Source organism: Blastopirellula retiformator, assembly GCF_007859755.1.
Lineage (GTDB): Bacteria > Planctomycetota > Planctomycetia > Pirellulales > Pirellulaceae > Blastopirellula > Blastopirellula retiformator.
Window position 1 is genome coordinate 103,047 of record NZ_SJPF01000007.1, and the last position, 17,236, is coordinate 120,282.

General features: G+C 59.8%; 16 protein-coding genes. 5 read left to right on the plus strand and 11 right to left on the minus strand.

The genetic code is table 11. From position 1 onward, the window contains the following. Positions 1-18: 18 nt before the first annotated feature. From Enr8_RS24035 to Enr8_RS24085, 11 genes are all read right to left on the minus strand, one after another. Positions 19-984 carry a dihydroorotate dehydrogenase gene (locus tag Enr8_RS24035; RefSeq protein ID WP_246120240.1) on the minus strand — a complete coding sequence of 322 codons (966 nt, stop codon included), beginning with the start codon at positions 982-984 and terminating at the stop codon, positions 19-21. 305 nt (positions 985-1,289) lie between these two features. Continuing rightward, positions 1,290-1,508, minus strand: a complete 219-nt coding sequence (locus Enr8_RS24040) for a hypothetical protein (protein WP_146436677.1) — start codon at positions 1,506-1,508, stop codon at positions 1,290-1,292. A gap of 154 nt (positions 1,509-1,662) precedes the next feature. After that, positions 1,663-2,088, minus strand: coding sequence for an HU family DNA-binding protein (locus tag Enr8_RS24045; protein ID WP_246120241.1), 426 nt, complete (start codon positions 2,086-2,088; stop codon positions 1,663-1,665). A gap of 382 nt (positions 2,089-2,470) precedes the next feature. Further along, positions 2,471-2,887 (minus strand): YkgJ family cysteine cluster protein, encoded by a 417-nt coding sequence (locus Enr8_RS24050; RefSeq protein ID WP_246120242.1) that lies wholly within the window; start codon positions 2,885-2,887, stop codon positions 2,471-2,473. Positions 2,888-2,953: 66 nt separating this feature from the next. Then, positions 2,954-4,126 (minus strand): cysteine desulfurase, encoded by a 1,173-nt coding sequence (locus tag Enr8_RS24055; protein WP_146436683.1) that lies wholly within the window; start codon positions 4,124-4,126, stop codon positions 2,954-2,956. 6 nt (positions 4,127-4,132) lie between these two features. Continuing rightward, a complete protein-coding gene (gene moaA / locus Enr8_RS24060; RefSeq protein WP_146436685.1) occupies positions 4,133-5,131 on the minus strand; it encodes a GTP 3',8-cyclase MoaA in 999 nt (332 codons plus the stop codon). Further along, on the minus strand, positions 5,128-5,559 hold the full coding sequence (locus Enr8_RS24065) for a molybdenum cofactor biosynthesis protein MoaE (protein ID WP_146436687.1): 432 nt from the start codon (positions 5,557-5,559) through the stop codon (positions 5,128-5,130). The genes moaA and Enr8_RS24065 overlap by 4 nt, the downstream gene beginning before the upstream one ends. A gap of 39 nt (positions 5,560-5,598) precedes the next feature. Next, positions 5,599-5,844, minus strand: a complete 246-nt coding sequence (locus Enr8_RS24070) for a MoaD/ThiS family protein (RefSeq protein ID WP_186767847.1) — start codon at positions 5,842-5,844, stop codon at positions 5,599-5,601. Next, a complete protein-coding gene (locus Enr8_RS24075; RefSeq protein ID WP_146436691.1) occupies positions 5,841-8,801 on the minus strand; it encodes an FAD-binding and (Fe-S)-binding domain-containing protein in 2,961 nt (986 codons plus the stop codon). The genes Enr8_RS24070 and Enr8_RS24075 overlap by 4 nt, the downstream gene beginning before the upstream one ends. Positions 8,802-9,120: 319 nt before the next feature. Then, positions 9,121-9,780: an LON peptidase substrate-binding domain-containing protein gene (locus Enr8_RS24080; RefSeq protein ID WP_146436693.1), complete on the minus strand. Its 660-nt coding sequence runs from the start codon at positions 9,778-9,780 to the stop codon at positions 9,121-9,123. Positions 9,781-10,085: 305 nt separating this feature from the next. Then, positions 10,086-11,273 (minus strand): SHD1 domain-containing protein, encoded by a 1,188-nt coding sequence (locus tag Enr8_RS24085; RefSeq protein ID WP_186767848.1) that lies wholly within the window; start codon positions 11,271-11,273, stop codon positions 10,086-10,088. Positions 11,274-11,551: 278 nt separating this feature from the next. Here Enr8_RS24085 and Enr8_RS24090 point away from each other — a divergent pair, with 278 nt between their 5' ends. The 5 genes from Enr8_RS24090 to dcd all read left to right on the plus strand — a co-directional run bounded on the left by Enr8_RS24090 (position 11,552) and on the right by dcd (position 17,209). Further along, entirely contained in the window at positions 11,552-12,505 is a 954-nt protein-coding gene (locus Enr8_RS24090) for an AAA family ATPase (RefSeq protein ID WP_186767856.1), read from the plus strand. After that, positions 12,505-13,821: a DUF58 domain-containing protein gene (locus Enr8_RS24095; RefSeq protein WP_146436697.1), complete on the plus strand. Its 1,317-nt coding sequence runs from the start codon at positions 12,505-12,507 to the stop codon at positions 13,819-13,821. Before Enr8_RS24090 ends, Enr8_RS24095 begins: the two co-directional genes overlap by 1 nt. 16 nt (positions 13,822-13,837) lie before the next feature. Further along, a complete protein-coding gene (locus tag Enr8_RS24100; protein ID WP_146436699.1) occupies positions 13,838-15,772 on the plus strand; it encodes a DUF4129 domain-containing protein in 1,935 nt (644 codons plus the stop codon). An 85-nt stretch (positions 15,773-15,857) separates the two neighbouring features. Next, positions 15,858-16,517, plus strand: coding sequence for an endonuclease III (gene nth / locus Enr8_RS24105; protein ID WP_146436701.1), 660 nt, complete (start codon positions 15,858-15,860; stop codon positions 16,515-16,517). Between the two features lie 116 nt (positions 16,518-16,633). Further along, positions 16,634-17,209 (plus strand): dCTP deaminase, encoded by a 576-nt coding sequence (dcd, locus tag Enr8_RS24110; RefSeq protein ID WP_146436703.1) that lies wholly within the window; start codon positions 16,634-16,636, stop codon positions 17,207-17,209. The last annotated feature ends 27 nt before the right edge of the window (positions 17,210-17,236 follow it).

Consider the following 17,236-nt stretch of genomic DNA (forward strand, 5'->3'; position numbering starts at 1 on the left):
AATGGGTCAGAAACTACGTTACGCCACCGGAGCGCCGGTGACGTTGGCTGGCGCCGGAGGCGCGGTTTGAATCGTGCCGATGATCTCAGCAACCGACGCAGCGCCGATCTCGGCAAGTGCGCCCGGCAACTGATCGAGGATTCTGGTAGACACGGTCGGATCGTTGAAGTTCGCCGTGCCGATCTGCACGGCCGACGCGCCAGCGACCAGGAACTCCATCATATCGTCAATCGTGCCGATGCCGCCGATGCCGATCACCGGAATCTTGACGCGTTGGGCGATCTGATAGACGCAGCGAAGGGCGACCGGTTTGATGGCCGGGCCGCTTAGACCGCCCATGATGTTTCCCAGCAGCGGCTTCTTGCGCCGCCAATCGACCGCCATCCCTAGCAGCGTGTTGATCGCCGAAATGCCATCGGCGCCACCTTCTTCTGCCGCCGCGGCAACATCCGCGATGCGGGCAACGTTCGGCGTCAGCTTCGCGAGCATCGGCTTGCTGCAGTGAGGGCGAACGCCGGCGATCAGATCGCGGCAGCTTTCGGGACAGATGCCAAAGTCGACCCCGCCGCTGACATTGGGACAGGAGATGTTCATTTCGATCGCGGCGACTTCGTCGTACTGCGACAGCCGCTCGGCCATTTGAGCGAATTCTTCGGCGGTACGGCCGGCGATGCTGACGACGGCAGGAGACCCCAGCGAGCCGAGATACGGCAAATGATGGTCGATGAACGCGTCGATGCCGTCGTTGTCGAGCCCGATCGAGTTCAACAGCCCGGCGGTCGTTTCGATCGTTCGCCAAGGAGCGTTGCCAGCCCGCGGGGCCTGAGTGATCGTCTTCGGGACAATGCCGCCGAGTCGACCGACATCGACCATGCCAGCCATTTCGCGCGCGTAGCCGAAGGTGCCGGAGGCGACCAGGATAGGATTTGCCAGTCGCAGAGAACCAATTTCGACCGACAAGCTGGCGGGCATGGGCAGAGACATCTATCTACCAAAGGGGAACGAGCGGAACGACAAGCGTTCATCCTATCCCCTAGCTGCCTATTGAAAAATGCCCTCGTGGCATTTTTCAGCCTCGCCAGGCGGAGAGCAGAGCTTGTTCCGGCTCGCAAAACAACGACCTACGTCGCCATCCTGGGATCGCAATCGGGCGATCGAGCAGCCCGTCCAATAGAATCAACGCGCTGCCAAAACCAATAGCGACAATGCGGCGCAGTAGCGCACGTCTCCCCTGCCGGGAGACGCGCTCACGCTATGCTACGCTTGTCCGCAGGTCGCAAACAGGCGGCTTAGATAATGCCGCCGTGGGTGCGATACGGCTTCAAGTGGCTCGGCTGGTCCAGGAACCAGATCCGTTCCCACTCGTCGAGGACCGTGCGCAGATCTTCCGACGTGTAGAGCAATTGGTTGGTACGACGCGCGGGATCGGCCGAGTAAATCGGCACGAAGCAACCGACGTTCGCCATCAAGCTTACGCCCAACAGGGCGCCCAGGATCAACTTGCGCATTGCATTCCTCCATGAAGCAGCGGCCTTGATGCGACTCCAAACGGCCGCACGGGTACCGACAAGCGTGATTTAGGTAGCGCAGCCGAGAATCCGATCGCGGCAAACGCTTATACAGATAGATCTTAGCTCGCGTCAACGTGCGACGCGTGATTGATCAATGATCGAAATCGCCTGGCGGGGGGGCGAATGTATTGGTTGGGGGTTCGGGAGGTTGCTGGCCAGAGGGGTTCGGAGAACCGCCCATCATGTCCATGTTCCCGGAGGCCATCGCTTCGGCCTCTTCGCGGCGTCGTTCCGCCTCTTCCATTTGGCGGACGCGTTCTTCCATCTCCTTACCAGGCTTGAAGGTTACGACGAATTTCGACGGAACATAAACCTTCTCACCGGTCCGCGGATTACGCGCTTTGCGGGCCGCACGCTTTTTGACTTCAAACACGCCAAAGTTTCGCAACTCGATTCGACCATCTTCCACCAAGGTATCAACAATGGCGTTGAACGTCTTTTGGACGATTTCCTTGGTTTTCAGCTGGGTGAGACCAATTTCCTCGGAAATGGTCTTCACGATCTCTTTCTTGGTCACGACGCGGCTCCTGATCGAGTTTTTTGGGTCAGTCAAACGACCCCAACGTCGCTCCAAGTGTAGGTGTCATAAGCACTAGAGTCAAGATCAATCACGACTTAGGCGAATTCTCTCGCCCAGGTCGTCACGCTCCCACGCGAAAAACCGTTCGCGTTTGAGACGTGGATAAATCTTAGTAAGTTTCGATTGTCAAAGAGCTTACGAGCCAAACAATGACTCGGGGACAACTCGCCATGCCGTAAGTCCTTACTGCAGAACAAGTTTGACCGCCAAAATCGTCGTCACGCACTTCGTACGCCGCAGACTGCTGACAGCACCCACTAGACGTTATCGGCGTCACAATCGTCAATCTTGAACTCTTCCGTTCGATTCGGGGAATTGATTAGATCCGAATCTGACTGCGACGCTCGTCAATTTCTTCCAGCTGATAGAGGGGGCCCTTGCCGCTCCCAGGGCACATTTCGCAGGTCGCTTTCCAATCTTCTTCGGTCCGAATGTTGGAATCCCAAAACGGCCAGGTTTTGCATTGCCGCGGACGTGCGGTGTAAACGGTACAGCCCCGCGACTGCGTATCGAAGAAGACGCACTCGCCGCCGCCATACTCTCGCAGGCTTTTTCGCAGGCCCACCTTCCGTACGTACGCCGTTTCAAATTGATCGACCGAAAGCTCGACGCACGCCGCAAGTTGCGCGATTTCTTCGTCATTTACCCACACATAGCCAGGGGCGCCGGTGCAGCAGTCGCCGCACTGCGAGCACTCGAAACGCAACCCATCGCGATACCAAGGTGAGTCTGACATCGATTCCCTTTTGAACATAGCTGAAGCGAGGCCGCCTGCTAGCAAGAGCGGCCGGTCATAGCTGGACTAGTGCTGAACGAGCGAGCCCAGCGCTGATAGCACTTTCTCAATCTCGGCTGCCGTCGTAAAGGCGCCTACGCTAAACCGGACCGCCCCGCCGCGGTCGCTAGTCCCCAACTGTTGATGGATCAGCGGCGAGCAATGCAGCCCTGCCCGAACCTGCACGTGATGGGCCGAATCGAGAAAGCTCGCCAGTTCGTGAGGATCGAAGCCTGGCACGTTCAAGCTGACCACGCCAACGCGGCTGGCCGCCGAGCGGGGACCATAGACTTCGATCTGCGGCATGCCGGCCAAGCCTTCCAGCAGGTGCGCCGTCCGCTCGCGGATTTGGCGTTCGACCGACGAGACCGTCTTGTCCCGCAGATACTCCACGGCTGCCTGCAGGCCCAGGATCGCGGTCACATTAGGATTACCGCTTTCGTACTTGTCGGGCAGCGTATCGGGCTGCTGCGGGCTTTGGCTGAGCGTGCCGGTGCCCCCTTGGCGGAAGCTCTCGGTCTCTTGTTCGGCGCCTTGGCCAAAATAGAGGATGCCGACGCCAAGCGGCCCAAGCAGGCCTTTGTGCCCCGAGCAGGCGTAGAAGTCGACGCCGCTCTCTTCGAGCCGTAACGGAATATGCCCGGCGGCCTGCGCTCCGTCGACCAACACCCGCACGCCGCGGCGATGCGCCATTTCGGTGATCTCTTCGATCGGCTGGATCGCGCCGGTGACGTTAGACGCGTGACTGATCACGATCAGCCGCGACTTGTCGGTCAGGGCCGCTTCGATCGCCGCCGGCGTAACAACTCCCAATTCGTCGGCCGCCACGTGCCGCACTTCGATACCGCGACGTCCGGCCAGATACGCGAGCGGCCGCAAGACCGAATTATGTTCGATCGTGGTCGCGACGACGTGGTCCCCTTCGCGCAGGTAGCCGTGCATCACCGTGTTGAGTGAGTCGGTGCCGTTAAAGGTGAAGACGACGCGATCCGCTTCGCGCAAGCCAAACAGATAGGCGAGTTGGCGGCGCGTTTCGATCAGCGCGCGTTCGACGACCGCCGCCTCATGATAGCCGCTGCGTCCGGCTGGCGCACCAATCGTTTCTAAATGCCGGCGCATCGCTTCAACCACGCCAGGCGGCTTTGGCCAACTGGTAGCGGCGTTATCTAGATAGATCCGCGGCTGCCCCTCTACGTTCATGATCCGTCATCCTCCGATTTGATACATCGCCCGCTCAGTCGAAGCGAACTGCTGATCGTCGCCGCCATGCCCACGCTTTTTGGCGCTGGTGCAATCGCGAAAAACCTGCTTGATCGCCATGTCGTCGGCGCCGCCGCGCAGCGGCCCGCGCACGTCCCACTCTTCGGTCGAGAAAAGGCAGTTTCGCAGCTGCCCCTCGGCCGTGATTCGCAAGCGATTGCAGTCGCCGCAAAATGGCGCCGTGACCGAATTGATAAACCCAACCCGCGCCGGCGAATCGGCATAGACGTAATCGACCGCCGGCTGGCTCAGGTCCCCGCGCGTCGCCGGCGTCAAAGGCGCCACGTCGCGCGAGATCACTTCACGCACTTCGCCGCCGCTCAGCACTTGCGTTTCTCGCCAATTGCGATCGGCATCGAGCGGCATGAACTCAATAAATCGCAGTTCTAGATCATGATCGCGAGAAAAGCGAGCCAGGGGGACAATCTCTCCCTCGGTCAAACCTCGAATCGAAACCGCGTTCAGGCGAATTCCGCGAAAGCCGGCGTCGTGCGCCGCAGCGATGCCGTCCAGCACCCGCTGCACTCCCTGACGACGCGTAATCCGCTGAAAGACTTCTTCCGATAGACTGTCGAGACTGACGTTTAATCGAGTCAGCCCGGCGCTGTGCAAGTCCGCCGCTTGATCGGTCAGCAGCAAGCCGTTGGTCGTCAGCGCCAGGTCATCGACGCCTGGGATCGCGGCGAGACGTTCAATCAGCTTCGGCAACTCGGCCCGGACCAGCGGCTCGCCGCCGGTGATGCGAAACTTGCGAATGCCAAGCGAGACCGCGACGCGAGCGACCCGTTCGATTTCTTCAAACGTCAGCAGTTCGTTGCGCGGTTTGAACTGCACGTTCTCCAGCGGCATGCAGTAGAAACAGCGAATGTTGCAGCGATCGGTGACGCTGATGCGCAAGCTGGCATGCACGCGACCGAAGCCATCGACAAGCGGCGGACTACTCATGAGGCGTCTCCCGTCGGTAAACCAGGATGGACCCAATCGGTACTGCCGTCACTCCAGTTCTCGCGTTTCCAGATCGGCACCTCTTCTTTGAGCGTATCGATCAGCCACTTGCCCGCCTCAAAAGAAGCGGCGCGATGGGCCGAACTAACGGCGACGACGACGCTCGCCTCGCCAATTTCGAGATGCCCCAGCCGATGCGTGATCGCACACTTTTCGATCGGCCAGCGCTGTTGGGCGGTTTGCTCTAACTGGTTGAGCTTAGCGAGCGCCATTTCGCCATACGCCTCGTAATCGAGCGACTCGGTCTCACGCCCGGCGGTCAGTTGACGGGTGACGCCGCTGAAGGTGACGATAGCGCCGGCTGTCGGCGTGGCGACCAGGTCGTACATCGCCTGAAGATCGATCGTGTCGTGGGTTAGGCTCGCCACCGGCTGGTATCTCTCTAAGATTCTGAGCAAACGCTTCTATTAGCCGCCGCTTACCGGCGGGATGCAAGCGATTTCGTCGGCGGCCGCGACGCGGGTAGCGGCCGTCGCATAGGTTTGATTGACGGCGAAATTCAAAAACGGAGCGTACGGCTCCAGCTTCGGCCAGCGGGCGATCATTGCCGCGCGGATCTCGGTGACATCGGCGTTTTCCGATACTTCCAATTCAATTTTCTCGTCACCGGCGATATCACGCACCGCGGCGAACAATTTGACGCAAACTCTCACGAAACCGTCAATTCATGCGGCGCCCGGGCCGCCAATTGGTCGAGCCCCGGCCCTAGTCCATAGGAAGCGGCCAGCAATTTGAGGGGATGCACGGTCGACTTCGCCGTCCCCTGCTCCATCTGCATTTTACACGCACTGCATTCCGACGATCCGATTTGAATTTGCGGATCACGCAGCGACGAAATCATATCCCAACCGGCTCTGAGGCTACTGCGAAAGTTTTTCTTCGACAGGCCAAACGCCCCTGCCATGCCGGAACACCCCTTTTCGATCGAGCGCAACTGCAGCCCAGGCACCAACTTCAAAAGGCGGGCGCCGGCCGACTCTTGGTAGAGAGCCCGAATATGACACGGCGTGTGATAGCCGACCGACACATGGAGCGGTCGGAAATCGAGATTCAGCTCGCCGCTTTGATGCAGCCCCCAGATATAGTGGCACGCCTCGGTCGTTCCATTGGCAACCAAATCGGCTTCTTCGCTTCCCAGCAGCTGGCGATACTCATGCTTGAGACACATCACCGCCGAAGGTTCGGTCGCGACGATCTCGTAACCTTGGCGAACCGCTTCGGCCAGCAGACGCAGGTTTTGCTGAGCCGCTTTTTGCGCCGGCGGAATGGCGCCCAGCGAGATCGCGGGCATCGCCGACGGCATCTGCCCCAGATGAACGTAGACGGCGACGCCGTTGTGCTCCAGGATCGACACCAGCGCTTCGGCCAACTGCGGATCAAACAGGTTGGCGTACATATCGACAAAGTAAAATACCTTGCGACCGCTGCGCCGCGTCGGGCGACTTAGCCGGCGGCGCTGTGCCAGACGCAAAAACGACCGCCGCGCAAACAGCGGCAACTTGCGTCCCTGAGCGATGCCGAAGATCTTTTCCAGCAGCCAACGTGCGCCTCGATTGCGAATCGCCCAATTGGCCAGCGGCCGGAAAAAGTGCCCCCACGCCGCCCAGCGATCGATCTTCGCCAAGACCGAATCGCTGAACGAAAGTCCGTTCGTTTCGTAGTACTGCGCTTTGACTTCGGTGACGATCTTGGGAATGTCGACGGTCGCCGGGCACTCGACGCGGCACTGATGGCAGTTGACGCATAGGTCGACGATCTTGCGGAACGGCTCGGTCGCCATCTCTTCGGGCGCGACTTGGCCAGTCAACACGCCGCGCAGTAAGTTCGCTTTCGCTCGCGGCGACGCTTCCTCTTTCGGTTCAAAGCGAAAGATCGGGCACATCCGCGCATCGGCGCCGCTGGTGCGGCAGCGGGCGCAGCCGTTGCAGGCCCGCACGGCGGATCCCATCTCTTCGGTCGACCAGGCGAGCGTTAGCTGTTCGTCTCGAATGCCGCGGCGAACCGGCAGCGCTTCCCCATTTTCGCTTTGCGTCACCACCGTAACGGGACGAATCAGCGACTCAAGCGGACGCGGCGTGGCGACGATTTTCTTGTCGGGGTTGAGCACGCCAGCCGGATCAAACAGCCGCTTGACCTCTTGAAAGACGGTGTAGAGCGGACCGAACTGCCGTTCTAGATAAGGCGTCCGGCTGAGCCCATCGCCATTCTGCCCGCTGATCGTCCCGCGAATCTTCAGCACTTCGTCATACAGTTCTGAAGCGACCTGTTGCATTCGCGTAACATCGTCGGGATCGGCCAGGTTGAGCAGCGGGCGGATGTGCAATTGCCCCTGACCCGCATGCGCGAAGAGCGACGCGGTAACATGATGTCTCTTCAAGACGTTTTGCGCCGTCGTCAGAAACTCCGGCAGCTTTTGCGGCGGGATCGCCAGATCCTCGAAGTAGGGCAACGGCCGCGTCGTTCCTTTCAGCCGATACAAAATCGGCGCGATGCGACGAGCCAGTTCCCAATAGACGCCCACCTCTTCTGGCGACGTCGTCACGATCGCGTGAAACGCCCAGCGGCGGCGACGCCGAATCCGATCGACCGTATGGTTCAATCGATCCTGCACTTCGCTGGTCGACTCGCCCGGCATTTCGACCAACAGCATCGCCTCGGCTTCGGTCGGAAACAGGTTGAGATAGCGGCGATCAGTTTCGCGGGCGATCGCCAACACGCGTCGATCAAGCAGATCGCACGCCGAGGCGCCTAGCGCCGGGATCTCCAGCGCCGCCTTCGCCGCTAGATCGAGCTTCTCAAAGAAGAGGAGCACCAGGCCGCGATGCTTGACCCGCGGCGAAACCCGCAGCGTCGCCTCGGTGATCAAGCCGAGCGTTCCTTCCGAGCCGACCAGCAACTTGGAAACGTCGAGCGTGCCGTTCTCCAGCACGCCATCCAATTGATAGCCGGCGCAATTGACGGCGGTGGCCGGCGCGTGTTTTTCGATCAGCGCTTTGTTGCGCTGCAGGATATCGACCAGACCGGCGCAGATCCGCGCTTTGTTGGAATCGCCTTCGAGCGCCGCTTCGACCGGCTCGGGACCAAATTCGACCTGGTCGCCATTGGCGAGGATGACCTGCAGGCTCTCGACATGATCGCGGGCCGAACCATGCAGCAGCCAGTGACTGCCGCTGGCGTCGACCGACAAGACGCCCCCCATGGTCGCGATCGCGCGGTTGGCCGGGTCAGGACCAAAGATCTGCCCCAGTTCGGCCAGTTGACGATTGAGCTGCGCCAGAATGACGCCCGGCTGCACGCGGACGGCATGCTCGCCATACTCAATCACGCGGCGCAGCGCGTGGGCGAAGTCGATCACGATGCCGGGGCCGAGCGATTCGCCCGCCAGACCGCTGCCTGACCCGCGGGCATGGACCGGAATCTTGTTGTCGTTGGCGTAGCGAACGCAGGCGACGACTTCTTGCGCACGACGGGGCCGGATCACCGCCAGCGGCTTGACCTCAAAAATGCTGGCGTCGGTCGAGTACATCTGCAACGACAGGTCGTCGCAAAGGACCTCGCAGTCGATCACGCCGCGCAGATCAGCTCGAATGCGTTCCCGTTCCGGATCCATGAATCTCCAAAAACCGCTAAGTCGCCGAGGGGCTCTCCCCTAGTAAGCGACCTGGTTTCGATGTCGTTCGTGCATTTCCCAAGCAAACGGATGGTAAGAATCGATCCTCGGAACGTTCTGAGCACCTTTCCCCGCAGCAACCCCGCCGATCCATCGGCCGCCTGGCCGATATCGACGTAACTTCTCTATATCATACGGGATAGGGCAAGCCCTGGGATAGTAGCTGCGAGAAGAGGTTCCGGCAGAAGCCGCAGGTCGCGGCAAAGCGCCGCCGGCATGACCAGCAGAGGATGACGAGGATCGCAACCGCCCATGCGCGTCAGTTGACGCTGGCCCGCAGCGGAAAGGTGGGCCGTCCGATCTCTGGCGCGTCGCTGGCCGATTGCGCGAGCCAGCTGATCAGCGATTCGCCCCGCTGGATCGCGTTGGTCTCGGCCAGCAGCTGTTGTTTCATCAGCAGCGGCCAGGGAAGCGCGTAGGCGACGGCGTCGCTCAGGACGTCCAAAGATGGATTGGCGCCCAAGGACGGCTGCTCAAACATCTGCGCGAACTCGGTCTTGGCAAGGGCGCTTTTCAGCCTTGCCGCGACGGCGCTCGCAGCGTTGGTTCCCTGGGTCGCTGCGCCCGGCAAATCCTCGACCATCGCCGTCCGAAATGAGCCTGGTGAGTCGATCTCGCGCACGATTTTCGCCCGGCGATTACCTCGTAGCAGGATGTTGGATGTACCGTCGTCATGCGTTTGACAGGCGACGATCTCCCCGATGCAGACGACATCGTACGAAGGGGGACTCGCTTCGTATTGCTGCTGCCAACCGGGCTTGAGCAGCGCCATGGCAATTTGTCCGTCGTCCGCTTTCGCCTGTTCGAGCAGTTCCCGATACCGCGACTCAAAGATATAGAGCGGCTGCAGGACGCCGGGAAATAAGACCAGGTTCGGCAGTGGAAAGAGTCGAATTGGATACTCGGACGCGGAAGCCATATCGCTGGGAATTGTGAAGATTAGATAGGATTCAAACTGTTGTTATTTTAGTCGCCGCGCTGCCGTTTTGGACCGTAGATTGTCACAGAATGCCGCAAAACCGAGAACTTCGCGAGATCGACCACCCCCAACTGGGTAGGCCGCCTTTTGCGCATCGCCTCAGCGTTGGCCAGAACGTCGCTGGAACCCAAAACACAAAAAAAAACGGCTTCACGCGGGTGAGCGGTGAAGCCGGCTAGGAAACACGAGTATGGAGCTGAGCGGGCGTCAACTTCTGGGGCGGACGCGCGAGGAGAAGCGAAGAACTAGCTGCTCATCGCCCCCTTGATCGCGGCGCCAACCAGCGCCAACAGGATTCCGCCGCCGATCTTGATCGACGTGCAGAAATGGCAGAAGGACGGCTTCTCGACCGTGTCGAATTGGGTACCGCACGTTTTGCATTCCCAAACCATCTCAAGCTGCGGTCCCGGGATGTTGACTTCGGGGACGCTCATCGGCGGGCTCGTGGTTGCCGTTTCGGGAATCGACGGAGCAGGCGTCGACGGCGGCCGCATCGACGGCAAGTGCGACGTCTTAGGAGGCGCCGAATTCTTGGCGGCGCTGCTGCCGGCCCAAGGATCGTAGCTTGGTGCACCTACGCGCGATGGCGTGTTCGAGGCGATCCGCGGCGGCTCGCTGGAACTGATCGATGAGCCGCGCGGCATTGAAGGCATCGACGCGACGGAACTAGGCGATGGCAGCCCCGGTGGCCGCGAAAACCCAGGTGGATTCGAGATGCCGGGCGGCGACGAAAAACCGGGCGGGCGAGATCCAGTAAATCCGGGCGGACGCGACATCCCTTGCGGACCAAACTGGCCAGGGAAGTTCGACATGCCTGGCGGCGTGCCGGCGACCGCGTTATTGGTACCGATGTTGGGCTCGATCGTTTTCACCATGACCGGCGGGACATCGTCCCCTTGGCCCAGCGCTTCCATTTGCTCTCGCAGGAATTCTTGATCGATGTCGCTGAGGGTGTAGAAGTCGACGTTGTGTCCCTTGTTGCCTTGCAACAGGATCACGTTCCCGTCGTGCATCCGGACGAATTTGGCCTGGATTTGATTGCCATCTTCGTCGGTCCATTTGCGGGTTCGGCTCAATTCGCGACGAGCGTCCGCTTCCGAGATATCGCTCTTGGCGCTCGCGCCGCTCTTGCCGACGCTAGCGGCATAATCGGCCGGCGCATCATCGGCGTCGGACGACATCGCCGCTTCGACCTGCTCGCGCAGCACCGTAAGGAGGCGCTTGTCCGCTTCGCTGAATTTGGAGTAGGTCACCTCGATCATCGAGTTGTCGTCGTTGCGACGTAGATGAACGGTGTTCCCCTCGAATTTGACGAATTCTGCGTCGACCGAACGTCCTTCGGAGTCGACCCAAATCCGCGCCTGAGCGTTGCCCGTAAGCCCAGTCGCAATGATCGTAGCGAGCAAAAATGCGATCTTCATGCTCTGTGACATGAAATGCCCCTGCATAATTCACTATATGATGAAAAGGTATGGCTTGCCTCTCCTCCCTCTTCCGTGGTAGCTCGGATTCTAATCCTACGATCGGCGGGTGGTCAAGCAGAATCTAATGAGGGATCCGCGGTTCGACCAATTATTCACTGGAGATTCTCCCGATTTCTCCTTGCTCGATTTCACGCTTACTGCAAGCGTGATTCCTCAATACCGGGCATAATGAGTGATCCTCGTCCCACTACTAATTCGCCTGCGAACCTAATTCTGTGCAACTGCCCATGGACGTCGCTTCGATCGCTAAGAAAATCATCGCCAATTCAGAACGCGTCATCATGGGAAAGCGACAGCAGATCGTCTTCTCGCTGGTCGCCTGGCTGGCCGAAGGACATGTGCTGATGGAAGACGTCCCCGGCGTCGCCAAGACCATGCTAGCACGCACATTAGCCAAGAGCGTCGGCTGCACGCTGAAGCGGGTGCAGTGTACGCCCGACCTATTGCCAACCGATGTGACCGGCGCGTCGATCTTCAATCAGAAGACGAGCGAGTTTCAATTTCGGGCTGGGCCGATCTTCGCCAACATCGTCTTGGCCGACGAAATCAACCGCACGACGCCCCGCACGCAAGCGGCGCTGTTAGAGGCGATGGCCGAATCGCGAGTCACCGTCGATGGCACGACGCATACGCTCAACCCGCCGTTTCTGGTGATCGCGACGCAGAACCCCATTGATCATGAAGGGACGTTCCCGCTGCCTGAAGCGCAGCTCGACCGCTTTCTGATGAAGTTTAGTCTTGGCTATCCGAACATCGACGACGAGATGAAAATGCTCGGCGCGCTCGAAAGCGGCAATCCGCTCGATGCGATTGGCCCGGTCGTTTCGTCGGAAGAACTGGTCGCCTGCCAACAAGCGGTTCGCTCGATTCATCTCGACGACAAGGTGCGTCGCTACATTTTGGAACTCGTTCACCAGTCGCGCAAGCATGAGCACCTGGCGCTCGGCGGCAGTCCTCGCGCTTCGATCGCGCTGTTCCGCGCGTCACAGGCTTTGGCCGCAATTCTGGGGCGTAAATTCGTCTCGCCTGACGACGTCAAACGGATCTTGGCGCCGGTGATGACCCACCGCATGATCCTGAAGCCCGAAAGTCGCCTCCGCAAAATCACTGCCACCGAAGTGCTGGAAGACATCGCCACCGCGGTACCAGCGCCGGTGCTTGATATGGAGGCCCGGGTGTAGTGCGCTGGTTTGTCGGCGCCATCCTGATTCTCGTCATCTCGTCCCTGTTCGGACTGAGCCTGCTCGTCTATTCGATGTACGCGCTGTTGGCGGTGATGACCGCCAGCCGGTTATTGACCCGCTATTGGTCGCATCACCTGTCGATCCACCGGACCGTGAATCGCCTGGAAGTGGAAGAAGGTCATTCGATCGCCGTCAACGTCACGGTGACCAATACCGGAGCGCTGCCGATTCCGTGGCTGCTGGTCGAAGATACGCTCCCTCGCCGCGCGACGATGTATCGCCCACCTGCCCTGGAAACGAGCGGCGACCGGATCACGCTCGCTTCGCTTGGCCCGCGCAAGTCGAAGTCGTTTTACTATCAACTCCGCTGCAACCGTCGCGGGTATTTTCCGATCGGCCCAGCGATGCTGGAGACGGGCGATCTGTTCGGGCTGTATCGCTTGTTTCGGGTTCTCGCGCCGCCTGAGTACCTGCAGGTGTTGCCGAAGGTGATCCCGCTCGACGGGTTCGACATCGCATCGCGGCGGCCGATGGGCGAAATCAAGATGACCCACCGGCTGTTTGAAGATCCGACCCGCATTGCCGGCGTCCGGGCCTATCAAGCGGGCGATCCGATCAACCGGGTCAACTGGGCGGCGACCGCCCGCACCGGCACGCTGCACAGCAAGGTCTACGAACCGTCGAGCATCGCCGGCGCCACGATCGTGCTCGATTTCCACCAAGAAAGTTTCGCCAAGCAGCATGAACCGATTCGCTCGGAAATGGCGATCTCGCTGGCGGTGGCGATTGCCGGCGCGGTGCAAGAGACCGGTCAGCAAGTCGGCCTGGTCACCAATGCCCGCGACGCCGCCGAGCGGATGAAGCGAGAAACGCTGGCGACGACCGAAGTCAAAAGCCGCGCCGAGGCCCGCTCGGCCGCAATTGTTGAAAAAGGAAACGACCATCTTGTGCCGCAAGTCGTGCAAACCCGCCGCGGCGGCGAGCAAATGGCGCTAATTCGCAAGATGTTGGCCCGGGCCGAACTGACCGACGGCCTGACGCTTGCGCAGCTGATTACCGAAACGGTCAGTCGCATTCCTCGCGATGCGACCGTAATCGCCGTGCTGACCGAATCGACGGTCGAAACGGCGCTGGCGCTCGGCAACTTGCGCCGCTCGGGCTTTACCGTCACTGCGATCATCAACATTTTTGACGAATACGAATTCGCCCAGGCCGCCGGCAAACTATTGGCCGAGGGGATTCGTTGCCGCCAACTGAACAATCTCGACAACATCAGCACCATTTGCCAGGAACAGGCGTACTCGTGGTTCTAACGAGACGACAAGCAGCATGAGCAAACGGCAAACCGAACTCGACTATGCAGTCATCGCCATCAACCCGGCGTTGATCATGCTGTTGGTCGGCAGCCTGGTGTTGTTCCTGCTTGAGCTCTTCTATGGCGGGCCCTACATCGGCCGCCTGCAGTTCATCCTGGGCGACTTCGTCTTCGCCAGCGTGCTGCTTGCGCGTCTGACCATTGAAGAGGGCTTTGAAAAATCAGGGCGACTCGGCGGCATCTTTGCGTTTGTGATGCTGCTGGCGCTGTGGCGATTTGTGCCGGACGCCGTTTGGCTGGGCCTGATCCTGCTGCTAGTAATCTGGTGGTGCGCCAATCGCTTGACCTACGACTGCACGCTGGTCGACGACTCTCGCGATACGTCGCAAAAAGGGCTGATGCAGTGGATCGGCGCCGATTTTGATAGTCTCGGCGGTGAAGAGAAAGCGGAACAGAACCCGGTCGCGACAGCGACCGAATCGCCGGAAGCGGAACCTGAGAAAAAACGAAACTGGCTGTGGGACGTACTCGATCCGACGTCGACTCGCTTCGCCCCCGGCGTGTGGATCATCTACTTCTCGATGGCGGCGCTGCCGCTGTTCGGGCTCGGTCAGGCATTCGAGCCAAGCGGCGACTCCAGTCTGCGTTGGCGGTTGTTTCTCTACCTGTTTACCTACGTCGCATCGGCGCTGGGCCTGCTGATGTCGACCAGCTTCCTCAGCTTGCGGCGTTACCTGGGCAAGCGGAACATGGAGATGCCCACCTCGATGGCCGGCGTTTGGCTAGGGACTGGCGCCGTGCTGATTGCGGTGGTGATGCTGGTCACCGCGATCTTACCGCGGCCGCATGCCGAGTACGAAGTAGCCCGCATCCCCGGCGTCGGCGATCTGCTAAAGCGTTCCTCCTCGCAATACGCCGTGGGCAAAGAAGGAACGCAAGACGACAAGAACAAAGGGACGACCGAGTCGAACGATAAACAGCAAGCAGGCGAAAAACAACAAGAGGCGGGCGACGGCGATCAGGGAGAAAAGAGCCAAACCCAAACCAAGCCGGGAGACGGCGAAAAGCAATCGTCGCAGGGTAAGAAATCGGACCAGGGGAAGAGCGGCGACAAGAAGTCAGACAAGAACAAAAGCCAGTCCGGCAACCAGAAGAACGACAATTCTTCGCAGAAACAGGATTCGCAAAACTCGCAACAAAAGACCGAGCAGAAATCGGATGACGGCAAGTCGCAAGATCAACAGCAGTCGGATTCGCAAAAGTCCGACTCGCAACAGCCGAACTCCCAGCAATCCGATTCGCAAGACTCCGATAACGAAAACAAGTCGGAGCAGCAGAACAGTGACAACCAGTCGTCTCAAGAGCAGTCGCCGCAGAACAACGCTCCCAAGCCATCCTCTTCGTCATCGTTCAATCCACTCCAGCTTCTCGGCTCGCTCGGCTACTTGGTGAAGCTGTTGATCTACGCCGCCGTGGCGATCGCGGCTCTCTACTTCGCCTGGAAGTACCGGGCACAAATCGCCGAAAGCTGGGCCAAGTTTGTCGACGATATGCGCAAGCTTTGGGACTTGCTATTTGGCCGCCGCAGTCAGCCGACGTTGGCGACCGTGGAAGCGGCGCCGGTCGCCACGCGGGCTCCTCGTTTTCCGGAGTTCGCGTCGCCGTTCGGCTCTGCCGCCAAAAAGCGAACGGCCGAGCAATTGATCCGCTACACCTTCCAGGCGCTGGAAGCCTGGGGAGACGACAAAGGGGTTCCCCGCGATCACGACCAGACGCCGGAAGAATATGGCCGCCGGCTGGCCGTCGAGTTCTCCGACACCGAAATTGGGCCGCTGGCTCGGGAACTGGCCCGGCATTACGACGAGATCGCCTATGGTTCCGGCAAGGCTGATCGCGACTCGATCGACTGCGCTCAGCGGCTGTGGCGAAATCTGCGGACCGCCTACTGATTGTCGCATTGGCCCAATTGACGCTACGGCGGTGAGGTTTGAAAATGCGTCAGTCCGTCCCTCGCCATCAGCCGCCGAACGAACGTTGCCGAAAAAAATCTCGCTCGAAGAACTGAAAAAACAGGCCCGCCGCGTCGTCAAACAGCTGAAGGTCGACTATCCGGTCGCCGAGTGCGCCCTGAACTACGAAACGCCGTATCAGCTGCTGATCGCGACGATTCTTTCGGCCCAGTGTACCGACGCTCGGGTCAACATTGTGACCAAAGAGCTGTTCGCCAAGTATCCGGCCGCCGACGATATCGCGGCGCTGCCGATCGCAAAAATTGAGAAGTTGGTGCAAACCACCGGTTTTTTTCGGAACAAGGCGAAAAACATCAAGGCCGCCTCGCAGAAGCTGGTCGACGATTACGACGGCGAAGTTCCGCAAGATCTCGAGGCGCTGGTCGCCCTGCCGGGCGTCGGGCGGAAAACGGCCAATGTTGTGCTGGGAACCGCGTTCGGCATGCCGACCGGGGTGGTCGTCGACACGCACGTTGGGCGTTTAAGCCGCCGCATGGGGCTGACGGCGAAGAACGACGCCGTCAAAGTCGAAGCGGAATTGATGGAACTGCTGCCGAAAAAAGAATGGATTCAGTTCTCGCACCGGATGATTCATCACGGCCGAGCGATCTGCGACGCCAGAAAGCCGAAATGCGACGACTGCCATTTCGCCAAGTTCTGCCCTCAAGTGGGGGTTGCGAAGTAGCGGCACTTCGATCATTTCAATTTTTCGTCACATCTTTATAATCACGGTCATCTGGCGCCCTCTTCGGGACCGCCGGGTTCGTTCGCTTCGCCCATCATCGCCCCCAAACGGCTACCATGATCCTTTCAGGGAATGAGATTCGATCACGTCTTGGTACGGACATTCAGATTGATCCGTATGACGACGATCGAGTAAATCCAAACAGCTACAACCTGACGCTCCACGAGGAGCTGATGGTGTACGAAGAGATCGTGCTCGACATGAAAAAGCCGCATCGGGTACGGCGACTGCGGATTCCGGAAGAAGGGGTCGTCCTTTCGCCGAATCAGCTTTACCTGGGGCGAACCGTCGAGCGAACCGAAACGCACAATCTGGTCCCGATGATCGAAGGCCGCTCGTCAGTCGGGCGACTCGGGCTATTCGTCCACGTCACCGCCGGCTTTGGCGATGTCGGCTTTAACGGCTTTTGGACGCTCGAAATGTTCGCCGTTCAACCGATCCGCATCTACGCCGGCGTCCCCATCTGCCAGATCTTCTATCACGAGATCACCGGGGACATCAAGGAATACGTCAGCAACAAATACCAGAACAACACCGGCATCCAGCCGAGCCTGCTGTTCAAAGAGCTGAATCCCAATGCCGAAAAAGAAGACCCGCAACTGCCGCTGAACTTTGGCTTCCCGCCGAAGTAAGATCGACCGCGCGTAGGGCAGGCCGTG

Excerpts from the sequence above, each read along its gene's own strand:
- moaA (WP_146436685.1), bottom strand. The coding sequence starts at position 5,131 with ATGAGTAGTCCGCCGCTTGTCGATGGCTTCGGTCGCGTGCATGCCAGC.
- Enr8_RS24085 (WP_186767848.1), bottom strand. The coding sequence starts at position 11,273 with ATGTCACAGAGCATGAAGATCGCATTTTTGCTCGCTACGATCATTGCG.
- Enr8_RS24090 (WP_186767856.1), top strand. The coding sequence starts at position 11,552 with ATGGACGTCGCTTCGATCGCTAAGAAAATCATCGCCAATTCAGAACGC.
- Enr8_RS24050 (WP_246120242.1), bottom strand. The coding sequence starts at position 2,887 with ATGTCAGACTCACCTTGGTATCGCGATGGGTTGCGTTTCGAGTGCTCG.
- Enr8_RS24100 (WP_146436699.1), top strand. The coding sequence starts at position 13,838 with ATGAGCAAACGGCAAACCGAACTCGACTATGCAGTCATCGCCATCAAC.
- Enr8_RS24075 (WP_146436691.1), bottom strand. The coding sequence starts at position 8,801 with ATGGATCCGGAACGGGAACGCATTCGAGCTGATCTGCGCGGCGTGATC.
- Enr8_RS24035 (WP_246120240.1), bottom strand. The coding sequence starts at position 984 with ATGTCTCTGCCCATGCCCGCCAGCTTGTCGGTCGAAATTGGTTCTCTG.
- dcd (WP_146436703.1), top strand. The coding sequence starts at position 16,634 with ATGATCCTTTCAGGGAATGAGATTCGATCACGTCTTGGTACGGACATT.
- Enr8_RS24080 (WP_146436693.1), bottom strand. The coding sequence starts at position 9,780 with ATGGCTTCCGCGTCCGAGTATCCAATTCGACTCTTTCCACTGCCGAAC.
- Enr8_RS24040 (WP_146436677.1), bottom strand. The coding sequence starts at position 1,508 with ATGCGCAAGTTGATCCTGGGCGCCCTGTTGGGCGTAAGCTTGATGGCG.
- Enr8_RS24055 (WP_146436683.1), bottom strand. The coding sequence starts at position 4,126 with ATGAACGTAGAGGGGCAGCCGCGGATCTATCTAGATAACGCCGCTACC.